This window comes from Oceanobacillus alkalisoli, assembly GCF_021556485.1.
Classification (GTDB): domain Bacteria; phylum Bacillota; class Bacilli; order Bacillales; family Amphibacillaceae; genus Oceanobacillus; species Oceanobacillus alkalisoli.
In genome coordinates this window covers 371,275-389,329 of the sequence record NZ_JAKGBW010000001.1, presented here as the reverse complement: position 1 = coordinate 389,329, position 18,055 = coordinate 371,275, and the positions used below count along the sequence as shown (strand labels likewise).

The 18,055-nt window shown below is 39.9% G+C and carries 15 protein-coding genes; 14 read left to right on the top strand and 1 reads right to left on the bottom strand.

The window, feature by feature from the left end:
- Positions 1 to 5: 5 nt before the first annotated feature.
- From pheT to uvrC, 13 genes are all read left to right on the top strand, one after another.
- Positions 6 to 2,435, top strand: coding sequence for a phenylalanine--tRNA ligase subunit beta (pheT, locus tag LZD48_RS02095; protein ID WP_235761063.1), 2,430 nt, complete (start codon positions 6 to 8; stop codon positions 2,433 to 2,435).
- A gap of 712 nt (positions 2,436 to 3,147) precedes the next feature.
- Positions 3,148 to 3,411: a cell division protein ZapA gene (gene zapA / locus LZD48_RS02090; protein ID WP_235761062.1), complete on the top strand. Its 264-nt coding sequence runs from the start codon at positions 3,148 to 3,150 to the stop codon at positions 3,409 to 3,411.
- A gap of 3 nt (positions 3,412 to 3,414) precedes the next feature.
- Complete coding sequence (locus tag LZD48_RS02085; RefSeq protein ID WP_235761061.1) at positions 3,415 to 3,948, top strand: CvpA family protein; 534 nt, start codon at positions 3,415 to 3,417, stop codon at positions 3,946 to 3,948.
- Between the two features lie 106 nt (positions 3,949 to 4,054).
- Positions 4,055 to 5,773 (top strand): DNA polymerase/3'-5' exonuclease PolX, encoded by a 1,719-nt coding sequence (polX, locus tag LZD48_RS02080; protein WP_235761060.1) that lies wholly within the window; start codon positions 4,055 to 4,057, stop codon positions 5,771 to 5,773.
- 11 nt (positions 5,774 to 5,784) lie between these two features.
- Positions 5,785 to 8,127, top strand: coding sequence for an endonuclease MutS2 (locus tag LZD48_RS02075; RefSeq protein WP_235761059.1), 2,343 nt, complete (start codon positions 5,785 to 5,787; stop codon positions 8,125 to 8,127).
- Between the two features lie 18 nt (positions 8,128 to 8,145).
- Complete coding sequence (locus tag LZD48_RS02070) at positions 8,146 to 8,553, top strand: DUF350 domain-containing protein (protein ID WP_188857044.1); 408 nt, start codon at positions 8,146 to 8,148, stop codon at positions 8,551 to 8,553.
- Positions 8,554 to 8,744: 191 nt separating this feature from the next.
- Positions 8,745 to 10,442 carry a long-chain-fatty-acid--CoA ligase gene (locus LZD48_RS02065; protein ID WP_235761058.1) on the top strand — a complete coding sequence of 566 codons (1,698 nt, stop codon included), beginning with the start codon at positions 8,745 to 8,747 and terminating at the stop codon, positions 10,440 to 10,442.
- A gap of 139 nt (positions 10,443 to 10,581) precedes the next feature.
- Positions 10,582 to 11,163: a fatty acid metabolism transcriptional regulator FadR gene (gene fadR / locus LZD48_RS02060; RefSeq protein ID WP_235761057.1), complete on the top strand. Its 582-nt coding sequence runs from the start codon at positions 10,582 to 10,584 to the stop codon at positions 11,161 to 11,163.
- 238 nt (positions 11,164 to 11,401) lie between these two features.
- Entirely contained in the window at positions 11,402 to 12,175 is a 774-nt protein-coding gene (locus LZD48_RS02055; protein ID WP_235761056.1) for an enoyl-CoA hydratase, read from the top strand.
- A 23-nt stretch (positions 12,176 to 12,198) separates the two neighbouring features.
- The gene (locus tag LZD48_RS02050; protein ID WP_235761055.1) at positions 12,199 to 12,972 is read left to right on the top strand and encodes an electron transfer flavoprotein subunit beta/FixA family protein; all 774 of its coding nucleotides are present in this window, start codon (positions 12,199 to 12,201) and stop codon (positions 12,970 to 12,972) included.
- Positions 12,973 to 13,001: 29 nt separating this feature from the next.
- The gene (locus LZD48_RS02045) at positions 13,002 to 13,973 is read left to right on the top strand and encodes an electron transfer flavoprotein subunit alpha/FixB family protein (protein ID WP_235761054.1); all 972 of its coding nucleotides are present in this window, start codon (positions 13,002 to 13,004) and stop codon (positions 13,971 to 13,973) included.
- Between the two features lie 146 nt (positions 13,974 to 14,119).
- The gene (gene trxA / locus LZD48_RS02040) at positions 14,120 to 14,434 is read left to right on the top strand and encodes a thioredoxin (protein WP_235761053.1); all 315 of its coding nucleotides are present in this window, start codon (positions 14,120 to 14,122) and stop codon (positions 14,432 to 14,434) included.
- Between the two features lie 87 nt (positions 14,435 to 14,521).
- Positions 14,522 to 16,336: an excinuclease ABC subunit UvrC gene (gene uvrC / locus LZD48_RS02035; protein WP_235761052.1), complete on the top strand. Its 1,815-nt coding sequence runs from the start codon at positions 14,522 to 14,524 to the stop codon at positions 16,334 to 16,336.
- A 203-nt stretch (positions 16,337 to 16,539) separates the two neighbouring features.
- On the opposite strand, the gene LZD48_RS02030 is transcribed toward uvrC, so the two are convergent.
- Positions 16,540 to 16,986, bottom strand: a complete 447-nt coding sequence (locus tag LZD48_RS02030) for a YslB family protein (RefSeq protein WP_310739763.1) — start codon at positions 16,984 to 16,986, stop codon at positions 16,540 to 16,542.
- 422 nt (positions 16,987 to 17,408) lie between these two features.
- On the opposite strand from LZD48_RS02030, the gene LZD48_RS02025 reads away from it, so the two are divergent.
- Positions 17,409 to 18,029 (top strand): succinate dehydrogenase cytochrome b558 subunit, encoded by a 621-nt coding sequence (locus LZD48_RS02025; RefSeq protein WP_235761050.1) that lies wholly within the window; start codon positions 17,409 to 17,411, stop codon positions 18,027 to 18,029.
- Positions 18,030 to 18,055: the final 26 nt, after the last annotated feature.

Below are 18,055 nucleotides of genomic sequence, written 5' to 3'. Positions count from 1 at the left end.
AAGCAGTGTACGTATCCTATAACTGGTTAAATAATTATGTTGATTTAGGAGATATTTCTCCAGAAGAACTTGCAGAGCGAATTACAAAATCCGGTATTGAGGTAGAAGGTATTGAATATGTCGGAGAAAAGGTGAACGATGTTGTCGTCGGGCAGGTCCTAACTTGTGAGCAGCATCCGAATGCCGACAAATTAAACCTTTGTCAAGTAGATGTTGGAACGGAAACGTTACAAATCATTTGTGGAGCACCAAATGTGGCTGCAGGTCAAAAAGTTGTCGTAGCGAAGCCCGGGGCAGTATTACCAGGTAATTTTAAAATTAAAAAAGTAAAATTACGCGGTGTGGAATCAAATGGAATGATTTGTTCCTTACAGGAATTAGGAGTAAAAGAAAAATTCATCCCTCAAGAGTTTGTAGACGGAATTTATGTTTTTCAGAATGATGCAGAAATCGGTAAGAATGTTACGGATCTCCTCAATCTAAATGATGCTGTCTTCGAGCTTGATATCCTTGCGAACCGAGCAGATGCATTAAGCATGATCGGGATGGCGAATGAAGTAGCAGCTATTCTTGATGAACAAGTGACCTATCCGGATGAAACAATTGAAAGTAATGAAAGTGAACGAGCAGAAGATTATGTATCGGTAGAAGTAGCTGCTCAAGACTTAAATAAATATTACGGTGCATTCATCATTAAGGATGTCGTAATCAAGCCATCTCCACTTTGGATGCAAAACGCTTTACTGGCAGCTGGTATCCGCCCGATTAATAATGTCGTTGATATTACGAACTATGTCTTGCTCGAATACGGTCAACCGCTCCATGCGTTTGATTATGATCGATTTGCATCTAATAAAGTGTTAATCAGGCGGGCGGATGAAGGGGAAGAAATTATAACTCTTGATGGACAGACTCGCAAATTGACGCCTGAAAATCTTGTTATTACAAATGGGATGGAACCAACTGCGCTTGCTGGCGTAATGGGGGGACTTGATTCGGAAGTAACAGAAGAGACATCGACCATTTTACTTGAAGCTGCTTACTTTGATGGCACAACAGTAAGACGAACGGTCAAGCAAACAGGATTACGCAGTGAATCGAGTACTCGATTTGAAAAAGGGGTCGACCCGAATCGAGTAAGAAAAGCTGGTGAGCGGGCATGTCATTTATTTGAGAAATACGCGAATGGTAATGTTCTGCAAGGCTTAAGTGAATATGACGGGCTTGATTACGCAGAGAAAACAGTTGTGATTGAGACTGGACATGTGAATGAAAGACTTGGTTCAGCTATTAAAGATGAAGAGATTGCTTCTATTTTACGTAGATTACAATTCGAATTTGAACAGGATGGTTCAACATTTACCATTCAAGTACCTACGAGAAGGCAAGATATCACCATTTTTGAAGATATGCTGGAAGAGGTCGCTCGTATTTACGGTTATGATAACTTGCCGTACACATTACCTGAAGGGGATGGCCAAGTCGGTGGGCTAAATCGGGAACAGCAATTAAGGCGTAATATTAAGTCTTTCCTAGAAGGGGTAGGGCTTATGGAAAACAGAACCTATTCCTTGACGGATGAACATAATAGTGAGAGATTATGCAGTCCGGAAATAATGGCAAAGTCACCGGTTCCAGTAGCACTTGCTAGACCGATGAGTGAAGAGCATAAATATCTTCGTCTAAGTTTACTGCCTGGACTGCTTCAATCTTTAACCTATAACCAAGCAAGAAACCAAGCAAATATTGCTTATTACGAAATCGGATCAATCTTTGTATCCACGGAAGAGAAAATTACGAAGCAACCGGAAGAAACACTCCGTGCAGCAGGAGCGTTAACTGGAAACTGGGTGGATCATCCTTGGCAAGGTGAAGTAAAACCTGTAGACTTTTATGTCGTAAAAGGAATTGTTGAAGGTTTATTTGATCAGTTGAAGCTATCTGTACAATTTGAACAGACAAAGCTCCAAGATATGCACCCGGGCCGAACAGCGCTTATTAAACGAAATGACCAGGTCATCGGTTTCCTGGGACAACTCCATCCACTCCTTGCAAAAAGGTTAGATTTGAAGGAAACTTATGTATTTGATATCAATTTAGATGCAGTATTTGCCGATTATGAAAATGAACCGAGCTTTGCAGAAATTCCAAAATACCCGGCAATTGCGCGCGATATCGCCTTTATCTTAGATCAGGATGTATTAGCAGGCAACATCCAAGCAAGAATTGCAGAAATTGGTGCACCTTTAGTGAAGTCTGTTGCTATATTTGATGTTTATGAAGGGGAGCATTTGGAAGCAGGCAAAAAATCAATTGCTTACCATCTCATTTATCAAGATCCTGAGAAAACATTGAAAGACGAAGAAGTGGAAGCATCTTATCAAGAAATTGTAAAAACGATTGCTGATGAATTTAACGGATATGTAAGATCCTAAAAAAATGAAAAGCGTTGTACCTGATACGAATCATCAGCTACAACGCTTTTGCATCTTAACTACTCAACAAATCCCAACGAACGACTTACATTTTCATACAGCGTAAGTGTTTTGCACGTTCTCATGGTTCGCTCTCTAATCGCCGTTCAGTTGCCCGGTGGACGGATGCGCATCCTTAGGCACTGCTAGAGCCTCCTCGGGCAGCACTAAGGGGTCTCCAGGCTCGTGCTGTTCCCGCAGGAGTCACCGTCCACCGAGCAACTGAACTGGTAAGATGGTTATTTTAAATAGAAATTATTCCGCCACGATAAGGAGTATACTTTTTCCAGAACATTAAACAGTGATTCAAATTTGGCCTTTCCTGGTAGCAGTCCAGACACCTCGAGACTCCTGTGGGAGGATAGGCTTGGTGAGCCCCCGCAACAGGCTTGCCTGCAAGGAGGCTCACCAGCCGCTCAGCAGGTGCGAGAGGTGTCTGGACTGCGGACCTCCAGTAGAAAGTTTCTAAGTTTGGCACACTCACGCTGTATGAAGGTGTTAGTTGAGAAGTAGGGGAAGTTTTGAAATTTATGTGGAGTGGAATGTCGGGTTACTAATTGCGCCACAGGACGGCTGAGGGTACAGACTGCAAAAGTTGGATTAATTATAATACTTCTTTTTAGAAACAAAAAATGATATGATAATTGGTAGTGATTTTGGCGGAGGGATCAACATGACGGAACATGAAAAAAGCAAAACTATAGTGGAGATAAATAATAGAAAATATACAATTATAGGTAGTGAACCAGTCAGTCATGTGAAGTTAGTTGCGAGTCTTGTTGATCAGAAAATGAATGAAATCGAGGAACATAATCCACATTTAGATACAACAAGGTTGGCGGTACTCACAGCAGTAAATGCGATGAATGATTATGTGAAATTGAAGGAAGACTACGCAAAATTAGTCGGTTCAATTGCGAGGAAAGAGGAAAAATAGGATATGTTTGATTTTATCTTAATTATATTACTTCTGTTTGGCCTGTTTATTGGCCTGAATAGAGGATTTATCTTACAGCTTTTTCATTTAATAGGTTTCATTACAGCATTTGTCATTGCCGCGATGTATTATGATGATGTAGCAGTCAGGTTAGAACTCTGGATTCCATATCAAGAACTAAGCGATAACATTTGGCCGGAATTTTTGCAGGGATTACCGATTGAAATGGCATTTTATAATATCATTTCGTTTGCAATCCTGTTCTTTGCAGTTAAAATAATCTTGCAAATTATTGCAAACATGCTTGATTTCGTAGCGGCGATACCGTTGATTAAGCCAGTGAATAAAATACTTGGTGCGATTTTAGGCTTTTTGGAAATTTATTTAATTATATTTGTTGTTCTATATGTGCTGGCCCTAACACCAATTGAAAGCGTACAGTCATATATCAACAATTCATCGTTGGCTTTACTCATACTGGAGCAGACTCCATATTTCTCTAACAAACTGTTTGAATTAGTGAAAGTCTATTTATAAGAGCGGTTCATCGTATTAGTATTGCTACTGGATTACATGTACAATAGGTAGTAAACAATACAGAATCGGTCTTTTTTTATTGATTATTATAAAGCAGGTGAATGTTTTGCTCGTAAATAAGAAAGATGTAATTCGTTTATTAGAACAAATTGCTGTTTACTTAGAATTGAAAGGTGACAATCCGTTTAAAATTGCTGCATATCGCAAGGCCGCCGGCGGACTAGAATCCGATGAAAGATCGCTGGAGGAAATTGACGATGTGACGAAAATAAAAGGGATTGGAAAAGGAACGGGTGCCGTCATTAACGAGTTTATAACTGAAGGGAAATCAACGGAGCTTGAAGTATTACAGAAAGAGGTTCCTGCAGGACTGATTCCATTACTCCAATTACCAGGTCTTGGTGGAAAGAAACTCTCAAGGGTTTATAAAGAATTGAATGTTGTTGATGCAGACAGCTTGCGAACTGCATGTGAGAATGGTGAAGTTGAAAAGTTATCTGGTTTTGGAGCTAAAACTGTGAAGAATCTTTTAACAGCATTGGACGAAGCAGGGAAACGACCGGAACGCCTTTCAATTGCCGTGATGTTGCAAGTTGCTGAAAGAATCGAAAACCATTTGGATGAAATAGATTGGATTACCCGTTACTCGATTGCGGGTAGCTTAAGACGTATGCGAGAAACAATCAGAGACATTGATTTTATTATTTCAACAGATGAACCCGAGAAGGTAAGGAAAGAATTATTGTTGCTTCCAACAATCAAAGAAGTGATTGCTAAAGGGGATACGAAAGTGTCTGTCACCTTGGAAGAGGAATATGATATCAATGTTGACTTCCGTTTAGTGAAGGATGAAGAGTTTACGACAACCCTTCATCATTTTACGGGCTCAAAAGAACATAATGTAGCGATGCGGCAATTGGCGAAATCACGCGGAGAGAAAATTAGTGAGTATGGAGTTGAAGTAGATGCGACAAACGAAATACTCACCTTCCCGGATGAAACGTCTTTTTATGAACATTTTGGTCTTCCGTATATTCCGCCTGAAATACGCGAAGGAACGACGGAACTTGAACAATTCAAAGAAAACCAAGAGCTTATTGAACAACAGGATATGCGTGGAGATTTACACATGCATACAACTTGGAGTGATGGGGCGCAAAGCTTAGAAGAAATGGTTCAAAAAGCAATCGAAAAGAACTATGAATATATCGCAATCACCGATCATTCTAAATTCTTGCGGGTAGCGAATGGATTGAATGAGGAACGTCTCCGCAAACAATGGGAGGAAATTATGCTATTAAATGAGAAATATCCAGCTATTCATATTTTCACCGGGGTGGAGATGGATATTTTACCGGATGGAAGTCTTGATTTTGAAGACTCCTATTTAAAGGAACTGGACTTCGTCATTGCGTCCATCCATTCAAGCTTTAACCAAAGTGAGGAAAAAATTATGGAGCGCTTATATCATGCGCTTGAAAATCCTTATGTCGATATGATCGCTCATCCGACCGGTAGATTACTCGGACGCCGGAACGGTTACCGGGTCGGTATGGAAAAGCTGATAGAAAAGGCAAAAGAAACAAATACAGCTCTAGAAATCAATGCCAACCCGAACCGACTCGATCTGTCTGCAACACATGCAAAAATGGCTCAAGAAGCTGGAGTAAAGCTGGTAATTAATACCGATGCCCATAGCTATGAAACACTCGATTTTATGGAATACGGAGTCCGAACTGCTAAGCGCGGTTGGATTCAAAAAAGTACGGTATTGAACACCCTGCCATTGGCAGAGCTCAAGGCTTATTTAGACCGAAATAAATAGAGGTGAAGTAAATGAACGAACGTGTACTTCATGTACTCGAGTTTGATAAAATAATTGAACAATTAATGGAACAAGCAGAAACATCACTTGGTAAGGAGAAGGCTGCACAAATTTCTCCTGAAACGGATTTAGACAAAGTGAATCAGCTTCAAGAAGAAACCGACGAAGCGGCGCAAATTCACCGTCTCAATAAGGTGATTCCATTTGGAGGAATCCGTAATATCCGGGAAAGCTTGAAACGCAGCGTAATTGGTAGTATTTTATCTGCTGCGGAATGTCTTGATACGGCGAATACGATGTATGGTGGAAGGCAGGTGAAGAATTTCCTTGAAGATTTGGAAGAGGAAATTCCGATTCTGAAACAATTCGCTGAAGATATTGATCCGATGCGCGAGATTGAACGGGAAATCCGCCGTGCCATTGATGAAAATGGAGACGTACTTGACAATGCATCAAGTAAATTAAGAGGTATCCGTTCCCAGATACGGACATTTGAAGCGAGTGTCCGAGAAAAGTTGGAAGGTTATACGAGATCACATGCAAAGATGCTTTCGGATGCTATCGTTACGATTCGGAATGATCGCTATGTATTACCAGTAAAACAGGAATACCGGGCGCAAGTCGGAGGGATTGTCCATGATCAATCATCTTCCGGTCAGACTTTGTTTATGGAACCTCGGGCAGTTGTCGATCTGAATAATAAATTGCAACAAGCATTTCTAAATGAAAGACAGGAAATTGAACGAATTTTAACCGAACTTACAAGTCAAATCGCTGAGGTTGAACCAAGGATAGCCATCAATTTGGAAATTCTCGCTACGATTGATTTCATCGCGGCCCGGGCAAAGCTTGCAAGCAGAATGAAAGCAAGTAAACCTAGGATGAATGATAAAGGGATCATTAAGATGAAGCAAGCCCGTCATCCGCTTATTCCAGATGATCAAGTTGTTGCAAATGATATTGAGCTCGGTAAAGATTATACAGCAATCGTTATCACCGGACCGAACACGGGAGGGAAGACCGTTACATTAAAAATGGTCGGCCTTTGTACCTTAATGGCCCAATCGGGCTTACAAGTTCCTGCTTTTGACGATTGCGAGCTTGCCGTATTTCAGACCGTTTTTGCCGATATTGGTGATGAGCAATCGATTGAGCAAAATCTAAGTACGTTCTCTTCTCATATGAAGAATATTGTTACAATCATGGAAGAGGTGGATGACAAGTCACTTGTACTTTTTGATGAATTAGGATCTGGCACAGACCCGAGTGAAGGAGCGGCTCTTGCAATGGCATTGCTTGATGAAGTGATTGCTCGCCGGGCACGAGTCATAGCAACAACACATTATCCGGAACTGAAAGCATATGGCTATAACCGCGATCATGTCATTAATGCATCGGTTGATTTTGATGTAGAATCATTAAAGCCGACATATCGTCTGTTAATTGGAGTCCCAGGCAGGAGTAATGCTTTTGAAATTACCAGACGGCTTGGGTTACAAGACGAATTGATTGATAAGGCGAAAAGCTTAGTTGGCATCGATTCAAAAAGTGTTGAGAATATGATTGCATCACTTGAAAAGTCACAAATTGCTGCGGAAAAGCAATATGAAGAAGCTCACGGAATTTTACTCGAAAGTGAGAAAGTGCGGGACGAGATAGAAAAAGAGTGGCAAACTTTCGAGCGGAAAAAAGAAGAACTTTATAGAAAAGCAGAAGAAAAAGCGGAGAAAGCATTAAAACAAGCCAGGGAAGAAGCGGAAATCATTGTAGAAGAAATCCGTAATATGAAAATGAATGCTGGATTGAAGGAGCATGAGTGGATAGAAGCAAGAAAAATGCTAGAAGAAGCACAACCGCAATTAACCAGTAAATCAAGTTCCTCTAAACAAGAAATATCGGAAGAGAATCGACCGTTGGCACCAGGAGATGATATTAAATTGCTTACGGTCAATCAGCAAGGTGTCGTGCTGGAACAATTAAATGAGCAAGAATATATGGTTCAAGTTGGGATCATGAAAGTAAAGGCAAAAAGAAAAGACTTGCAATATGTTGGGAGACAGAAGCAAGATCCAGAACGGACCGTAGCGACCATCCGAGGTTCCAATGCTCATGTAAAGACCGAACTCGATCTTAGAGGTGAACGGTTTGAAGATGCGCTTCATCGTCTCGAGAAATACGTTGATGATGCTCTCCTTGCCGGTTACGGCAAAGTAACGATTATCCATGGGAAAGGAACCGGCGCACTTCGTTCAGGTGTACAAGATTTTGCTAAACAACATCCAGCAATATCATCTGCGCGTTTCGGCGGCAGTGGTGAAGGTGGCAGCGGGGTCACTGTTTTGGAACTTAAATAAAAAAGGGGGGATATCCGTATGAATGGTTTTTGGGAAAATATTATCGTCATTACAGCAGCAAGATATAGTGTTGTTGTATTATGTACGCTTATATTTCTAACTGTATTTGAACTGGTAACATCCTATAAGAACTGGGAAGAGATTCGTAAGGGAAATCTTGCCGTAGCAATGGCAACAGGCGGGAAAATCTTTGGCATTGCTACGATTTTCCGCTATTCCATCGAGCATAATGATTCCTTGCTGCAGACGATCGGCTGGGGAACATTCGGATTTGTTCTGTTATTAACTGGTTATTTTGTTTTTGAATTTCTTTTACCAACAATCAAAGTAGATGAAGAGATTGGGAAAGGAAATGTGGCAGTCGGATTGTTATCGATGATCTTTTCCATCGGAATTGCGTTTGTCATAGGTGCGAGTATTGGATAGAAAGGGGAAGCGGAATGGTTTTTGAACGGTTAGCAAAGATTTTAATTGGTGTAGCGATTGCATTTTTACTTGTCGGTTTATATTATATTTTTAAGTAAATTAAAAAAATATCCTGATTCAGATAAATAAAATTTCTAAAAATAGAAATTAATCGATATAATGATTATAATAGAGAAAAAGGAGGAGATAAAATGGAAGCAACAAAAAATTGGTATGCTCATTATCCGGAAGAAATACCGCCCAGCATCCAATATGATGAGAAGCCGTTAGATTCCTATCTCGCGGAAAGTGCTTCTCGCTACCCAGAAAAGAAAGCGCTTTATTTCATGGGGAAAGAGTTGACCTATCAAGAGTTGTATACACAAGCAAAGCAATTCGCGAATTATTTACAGTCCCTTAAATTAAAAAAAGGTGATAGAGTTGCAATTATGCTCCCGAATTGCCCGCAGGCTGTCATAAGTTATTATGGCATTCTAATGGCAGGGGGAATTGTGGTACAGACGAACCCGCTTTATACAGAAAGGGAACTGGAATATCAAGTAGCAGATTCTGATGTAAAAGTGATTATTTGTCTAGACATTCTTGTGCCACGAGTAAGCAATGTACAAGAGAAAACTAATGTAGAACATAAAATTGTAACCGGTATCAAAGACTATTTGCCATTTCCGAAAAATTTGTTTTATCCATTTATCCAGAAACGTGAATATAATATGGTCGTAAAGGTAGAACAGAGCGGGGATACGCATGTATGGGAAAATATAATGAAAACGGCACAAGCGGAATATGAAAAAGTTGAAGTCAATCCGAAAGAAGATCTCGCTCTTCTTCAGTATACCGGAGGAACAACGGGTTATCCAAAAGGAGTTATGCTTACCCATTACAATTTAGTAGCTAATTTACAAATGTGTGAAGCTTGGCTTTATAAGACAAAACAAGGCGAAGAAATCGTTCTTGCAGTATTGCCCTTCTTCCATGTGTATGGTATGACAACAGTGATGAACTTTGGAGTGAAGCAAGCATCGAAAATCATTCTAATGCCAAAATTTAATCCAGTAGATGTCTTGAAAGTGATTGATAAGCAAAAGCCCACCTTATTTCCCGGCGCACCAACGATTTATATCGGGTTAATCAATCATCCGGATATCGGAAAGTATGATCTGTCGTCTATTAAAGCATGCCTGAGCGGGTCTGCACCATTGCCGATTGAAGTGCAAGAACAATTTGAAAAGTTAACTGGTGGAAGATTGGTTGAAGGGTATGGATTAACGGAAACATCTCCCGTCACTCACGCTAACCCCATTTGGGGGAACCGAATCAATGGAAGTATCGGTCTGCCGTGGCCTGATACCGATGTTAAAGTTATAAAAACTGGTACAGAGGAAGAAGCAGAAATTGGTGAAGTTGGTGAATTGGCTGTTAAAGGCCCGCAAGTAATGGTTGGTTATTGGAAAAACGAAGAAGAAACGGCTCACTCCCTCCGTGATGGCTGGTTTTATACAGGTGACATGGGGTATGAGGATGAGAGCGGTTACTTTTATATTGTCGACAGGAAAAAGGATATGATTATAGCTGGAGGATATAATATATATCCACGTGAAGTGGAAGAAGTGCTCTATGAACATCCAGCAATCCAGGAATGTGCGGTCGTCGGAATTCCAGATCCGTACCGCGGAGAAACGGTTAAAGCCTTCATTGTTTTTAAAGATGGGAAGCAAGTGACAGAAGAAGAATTGAACACGTTCTGTCGTGATAATCTTGCCGCCTTTAAAGTGCCTCGTAGTTATGAATTCCGCAAAGAACTTCCTAAAACAATTGTCGGTAAAATTCTCAGAAGACAACTAGTTGATGAAGAGGTTAAACAACAAGACGAACAAAGTGAACTAGTATAATTTAAAAGGATCTTTGTAAAATTATTGACAGTTACCAGATAAACGAATAAAATGGAATTATGAATGAATGGTCATTCATAATTCCGTTTTATTTTTTACTCAACAATGTAAAGATATGAAACATGCTAAGGAGAAGAAGATGAAGAGTAATAAGCCAAAATATCAACAGATTATCGAAGCTGCAGTGAAAGTAATTGCAGAAAATGGCTACCATGCATCCCAAGTATCGAAAATAGCAAAGGAAGCAGGAGTAGCTGATGGAACAATTTATTTGTACTTTAAGAATAAAGAAGATGTGCTCGTCTCTGTGTTTGAAGAAAAAATGGGGCAATTCATTGATAAGATTGCGAAGGCAACGAGTGAGCAAGCAGACGCGAATAAGAAGTTAAAAGTTCTTATCGAGATGCACTTTAGTCAATTGGAACAAAATCCTGATCTTGCCATCGTTACGCAGCTGGAGTTAAGGCAATCAAATTATTCGTTAAGATTACAAATTAACAATGTGTTAAAAGCATACTTAAACATTATTGATGAAGTTATTGCGGAGGGGATGAAAGAAAACCAATTCCGTAGTGACATCAATCCAGCACTTATTCGGCAAATGATTTTTGGCACACTTGATGAAGTTGTGACGAATTGGGTGATGAAGGAACGGAAATTTGATTTAGTCGACCAAACCGATGAAGTACACAAATTTTTAACAAATGGTTTAAAGGCGTAATAATCGTTAATTTAAGAAGAATTCTTCAAATAAAAAACCTTATATTAAATTAATAGTTGAGTTAATGAATTTTATAATACGTATTTAATGCTTCACCATTACCACATGTAGTTGGTTCATCCCCAACTACATATGGTGATGGAAAAGCCGACTTTGGTAATTATGAAATTCAATCGAGTTATTATTTTTAAAATAATTGAATTTCGATTAAGATAGAAAGTAAAGAGGGGGGATTATATTGACCACGATTGTAAAAAATGTGGATAAACAAGTGGCATACTTAACAATCCAAAGTCCACCGGCTAATGCATTGTCTAGTCAATTGATCAAGGATTTAAGTACATTCCTCGGAGAAATTGAAGAAGATGACAATGTGAAAGTAATTATCATTCACGGGGAAGGCAGGTTCTTCTCGGCTGGTGCCGACATAAAAGAATTCACTTCTTTGCAAGCGCATTCAGACTATGAAAACCTTGCTAAAAGTGGACAGCAAGTGTTTCAAAGGCTGGAAGACTTCCGGATCCCAGTTATTGCGGCAATTCATGGTGCTGCGTTAGGCGGAGGCCTTGAGCTAGCTATGGCATGTCATATTCGGATTGTGGGGGAAAACGCAAAGCTCGGTCTTCCAGAACTTAATCTAGGAATCATCCCTGGTTTTGCTGGAACCCAGCGCTTACCACGCTACATTGGAACATCTAAAGCATATGAAATGATCTTATCAGGCGAGCCGATTTCCGGCACGGATGCGGCGGCATTTGGACTTGCGAATCGTGCTGTACCAGACGAAAGTGTATTGGAAGAAGCCGCTCAGTTGGCCAAAACAATAGCTGCAAAAAGTAAACCAACCATTCATCATGTTATGAAACTTGTAAACTACACCCGCTCCGATAAATTCGTAGCCGGTATGGAAGCTGAAGCAAAGGCTTTCGGAACAATATTTGGATCCGAAGATGCAACAGAAGGTATTCAAGCATTTGTAGAAAAGAGAAAGCCTGATTTTAAAGATAAATAAAAGATATAAGAGGAGGAAGCAAGATGGATATTTATGTACTATTAAAAAAGACATTTGATACAGAAGAGAAAATTAATCTGGATGATGGAAGGATTGATGAGGATGGTGCAGAATTCATCATTAACCCATACGATGAGTATGCTGTAGAAGAAGCAATCAAGCAGCGTGATGAGCACGGAGGGATAGTAACCGTAATCACAATTGGAGATGAAGACTCTGAAAAGCAATTACGAACTGCTCTTGCAATGGGAGCGGATAAGGCAGTTCTCATCAATACGGAAGATGATCTTGAAGAGGGCGATCAATATACGACAGCCAAAATATTGGAAGCATTTTTTGAAGATAAGGAAGTAGACCTGATTTTAGCGGGGAATGTTGCAATTGATGAGGCGAGTGGCCAGGTAGGTCCGCGTCTTGCCGAAGCACTAGGTATACCGTACGTTACAACGATTACAAATCTATCCATCAATGGGGATAATGTCAGCATCGAAAAAGATGTAGAAGGTGACGTGGAGACTGTTGAAACAAGTCTGCCTATCCTCGTTACTTGCCAGCAGGGGTTGAACGAACCGCGTTATCCGTCCCTTCCAGGAATTATGAAAGCGAAGAAAAAGCCGCTTGAAGAATTAGAATTGGATGATCTTGATTTGGATGAGGATGATGTCGAACCGAAGACGAAAACAATTGAAGTATTCTTACCGCCAGAAAAAGAAGCAGGAAGAGTTTTGGAAGGTGAGATTCAAGATCAGGTAAAAGAACTTGTTACGTTATTGAAAGACGAAAAGAAAGTACTTTAATTGAAAAGGATAGAGAGAGGGGAAGAAGGATGAGTAAATTACTAGTAATTGCAGAGGCAAAAGATGGTACATTACGTAACGTTTCATTTGAGGCAGTAGCTGCAGCGAAAAAAATTCAGGCAGATGCTGAAATTGTCGGCGTTGTTTTAGGGAAAGAAAATTTAGAAGCTCAGGCGCAGGAGCTAATTTACTATGGTGCCGATCGCATTGTTACAATAGTCCATGAAAAGTTAGAAAATTATACATCAGAAGGATACGGCCAAGCAGTTCTGGCTGTAGTGAATGATGAATCGCCTGATGGCATCGTAATGGGACATACATCCATTGGAAAGGATTTGACACCGAAACTAGCAGCCAAGTTGGATACCGGATTGGTTTCTGATGCTGTAGCCATTGAAACAAATGGGGATCGTGTAGAATATGTTCGTCCAATCTATTCAGGTAAGGCTTTCGAAAAGAAAATCATTACAGATGGATTAACATTTGTAACCATCCGTCCAAATAATATAGCACCCCTTGAACGTGATGAAGCAAGAAGTGGTGATATAATAGCGAAAGAAGTCGATGTTGCTGATATTCGTACTATTATCAAAGACGTGGTCCGTAAAGCGAGTGAAGGAGTAGACCTATCCGAAGCAAGCGTTGTTATCGCTGGTGGACGTGGAGTGAAAAGTGCAGAAGGTTTTGACACATTATACGAACTAGCGGATGTTCTTGGTGGTGCAGTAGGAGCATCTCGCGGGGCTTGTGACGCGGAATACTGCGACTACTCCCTCCAAATCGGGCAAACTGGGAAAGTCGTTACCCCGGATCTTTACATCGCAGTTGGTATCTCTGGAGCGATTCAACACTTGGCAGGGATGTCAAACTCAAAAGTCATCGTGGCGATAAACAAAGACCCAGAAGCAAACATCTTTAATATCGCCGACTACGGAATTGTAGGCGACCTATTCGAGGTTATGCCTCTACTTATTGAAGAAATTAAAACGGTTAAAGTCTGATTAAAAAAATCCGGGGCATGCTTTCGTCCTGGATTTTTTCAATTATTTTTTTTGGAACGAATAAGCAAAATGCTAGGAAGTAAATAATAAGGGTGTTATACTTCTATTTAAGTAAGATTGATTTATCAAAAGGAGGAAATTATAGAATGGCAATTGAACATGTAACAGATCAAAATTTTGCTGAAGCAACTTCAGAGGGTTTAGTCCTCGTTGACTTTTGGGCACCATGGTGCGGACCTTGTAAAATGATTGCTCCAGTTTTAGAGGAAATAGACGGTGAGATGTCCGAAGATGTAAAAATTGTTAAATTGGACGTCGATGATAACCAAGAAACAGCAAGTAAATTTGGTGTTATGAGTATCCCAACTTTATTGCTGATGAAAGATGGAGAAGTGGTTGACCAGGTAATTGGCTTCCAACCAAAAGAAGCATTAACCGGAGTAATTAACAAACATCTCTAAATCGTGTAAAATTAGATAATAGAGAACCGAAAAATCCCTTGTTGTTTTCATAACAAGGGATTTTCTAAACTTAAAGGAATGATTACCATGAATAACATCATCAAAAGGAAATTGGAAATACTCCCGGCAAATCCAGGCTGTTACCTCATGAAAGATAAGCATGGAACGATCATCTATGTCGGTAAATCAAAGAAATTACGCAATCGTGTCCGTTCTTATTTTACTGGAGCAAATGACAGGAAAACACAGCGATTAGTTCAAGAAATCGTCGACTTTGAGTATTTTGTCACTTCTTCAGAACTGGAAGCACTCATTTTAGAAATGAATTTAATAAAAAAATATGATCCGAAATATAACGTTATGCTGAAAGACGATAAATCATACCCCTATTTAAAAATCACAGCTGAAAGACATCCCCGTCTATTGATTACAAGAAAAATCAAAAAAGATAAAGGGAAGTATTTCGGGCCGTATCCGAACGTAATCGCAGCACGGGAAACGAAGAAGCTACTTGACCGAATGTACCCTTTACGCAAATGCAATAATCCACCAGGCAGACCGTGTTTATATTATCACTTGAATCAATGTAAAGCATGTAGTAAGAATCCGCCAGCGGCCGAGGAATACGCTGCGATTGTTCAAGAGATAACTTCCTTTTTGCAAGGCGGCTACCAAGATATCAAAGGGAATCTGACAGAGAAAATGTATGAAGCGAGTGAAGCACTTAACTTTGAAAGAGCGAAGGAATTACGGGATCAAATTCAACATATCGACGTTGTTATGGAGAAACAAAAAATGACAATGACTGATAAGACAGATCGCGACATATTTGGATACAGCTATGACAAAGGATGGATGTGTATCCAAGTCTTCTTCATGCGTCAAGGGAAGTTGATTGAACGAAATGTAACGACTTTCCCGTTCTATGATGATCCAGAAGAAGCATTTACTAGCTATATTGGTAGATTCTATTTACATCAAAACCATTTAAAACCAAAAGAAATTCTCCTGCCGATTGGATCAAATAGCGAATTAATCAATGAGTTGCTGGAGGTCCATACACATACACCTTTCCGGGGCAGAAAGAAAGAACTTGTTGAATTAGCGATGAAAAATGCAAAAATCGCACTTAATGAGAAATTCCTCTTGATTGAAAGAGATGAAGAACGGACAATTATCGCGACAGAGAAGCTTGGTGAGATTCTTAACATTGAAACACCGCATCGTATCGAAGCCTTTGACAACTCGAATATCCAAGGAACCGATCCGGTTTCAGCGATGATTGCTTTCGTAGATGGCCGGCCGAGTAAAAAAGATTATCGCAAGTATAAAATCCGCACGGTTGATGGACCTGATGACTATGAAACGATGCGTGAAGTAGTACGGAGAAGGTATACACGTGTGCTTAAAGAGAATCTGCCACTGCCTGATTTGATCATTGTCGATGGTGGGAAGGGCCAAATTAGCGCTGCAACCGATGTACTCGAAAATGAATTAGGACTTGATATTCCGATTGCTGGATTAGTAAAAGATGATAGACATAAGACAAGTGAATTATTGTACGGTTCACCTCCGTCAATTGTTTCACTTGAGCGGCGATCCCAAGAATTTTATCTCGTTCAGCGGATTCAAGATGAGGTGCACCGGTTTGCCATTTCATTTCATAGGAATTTGCGCAGTAAAGGATTATTCCAATCTTCGCTTGATGGTATACCTGGTGTTGGTGAAAAACGGAAAAAGCTATTGCTTAGACATTTTAAATCGATCACAGAGCTGAAAAAAGCTTCTGTAACAGATATTACAAAACTTGGAATTCCGTCTAACACAGCTCACGAGGTGCTTAAGCATTTAAATGAGCTGGAAGAAGAAGCAAATGCGGAAGAGGAAAAAACGAATTCATAAAGAGAAACTAACATTTAGCGGGGAGCTCTTTTCTCCCTGCTGAATGTTAGTTGAACAGAATCAGGGATTTTACGGACTGTTTATCCCCACCTCCACCTTTTAGGTTTCTCACATGTTTAGAGGGCAGGGTGTTACATACTTGTTAATGAGTCATAATACGCACTGTCCCTCGACTAAACAGTACCGAGAGGCGGTGCGTGTTTTTAATTTGTGTAAAACACTGTGAATTGTATTTGGTGGATACGACGATTAATTTCCTCAGTGCATTCGCATTCTATTCCTTCGATCATCTGAATTGCCTCTGCAAGAAACCCTGCTTCTAAACGGAAATCAGCGGCAATTGGGCTTTTTAAACGAAGTACGACCGAGTCGGAAAGCAGATGAAATGTTTTCTCTCGCTTTTTTTCTTTAACAAGTTCCATTTTGCCAATACCTAACGTTTCGAAAATATGAGTGATATCGTCTATCGAATTTATATCAAATTTCCTTGCAAGATTTTTTCCCATATAATAAAGCAATGTAGGTGCTTCGTCTCCTAATAAGTCAGGAAGCGCGAGATAGCGGAGGATGTCAAACCCCGCACCGGATGTATGTAATTCTTCAAGTTGAGAAATCGGGATTGTCGTCAGCTGTTTACTCAATTCTGTCACCCTTTCCATCATAAACTGTCAATATGCTAAACTATCATTAGTAGACTTTTATTTATTATACAACACATAAATACAGTGAACCAGTCATAACTGGAGTTAGGATAATCATGCTTTACTGCGGACCTCCGATAGGACGATGTATAATCCTCTCTGCTGTTCATAATTAATTATCATTGAGTCTCTTATAAACGCTAATTATTAAAAGTTTGCTATAATTAGGCCATGGAAGTTTTTAGGAGGTCCATAGCTGCTTGCTGAATTGTTAGAAATTAAATCGTTTTCTTGACGGTTTATAAACTAAGAAGTACAATAAAAGTGTTATAATTTTGTATCATTTAAAGGTTGATGTAGAAATTAGAAAAAATTTGCAGCCTTGAATGATACCTAAATATGAAACTATTAACCTACAAGGGGGGAAAAACATGGCGGGGCAACGTGATTTTTACTGGAGAAGGTTACATTCTTTACTAGGTGTTGTTCCTATCGGGATATTCTTAGTCCAGCACTTGGTAATTAACCACTTTGCCGTGTACGGAGAAGAAAGCTTCAATAAAGCAGCGGGGTTTATGGCAGGGCTTCCATTTGTAATACTATTGGAGATCTTCATCATCTATCTGCCGATTCTTTATCATGCAGTATTAGGGGTATACATAGCATTTACTGCAAAGAACAACGTAGCAAAATATGGATTTTTCCGCAACTGGATGTTCAAGCTACAGCGCTGGACAGGAATCATTACATTAATATTTATTGCGTGGCACGTTTGGGAAACACGCGTCCAGATTGCACTTGGAAACGCTGAAGTAAACTACAGCTTGATGGAAGGAATTCTTTCCAGTCCATTTATGTTCTGGTTCTACATAATCGGTGTAGTTTCAGCTGTATTCCACTTTGCTAATGGTCTATGGAGCTTCTTTGTGACGTGGGGCATTACGCAATCACCCAAATCACAGCGTGTGTTAACCTACGTAGCTCTCTTCATTTTTATCGCGGTTAGCTATCTTGGTGTAAGAACATTGATTCAGTTTGCGTATGGTGTGTAAAAGTAAGTAATTAGGGGAGTGAGTCA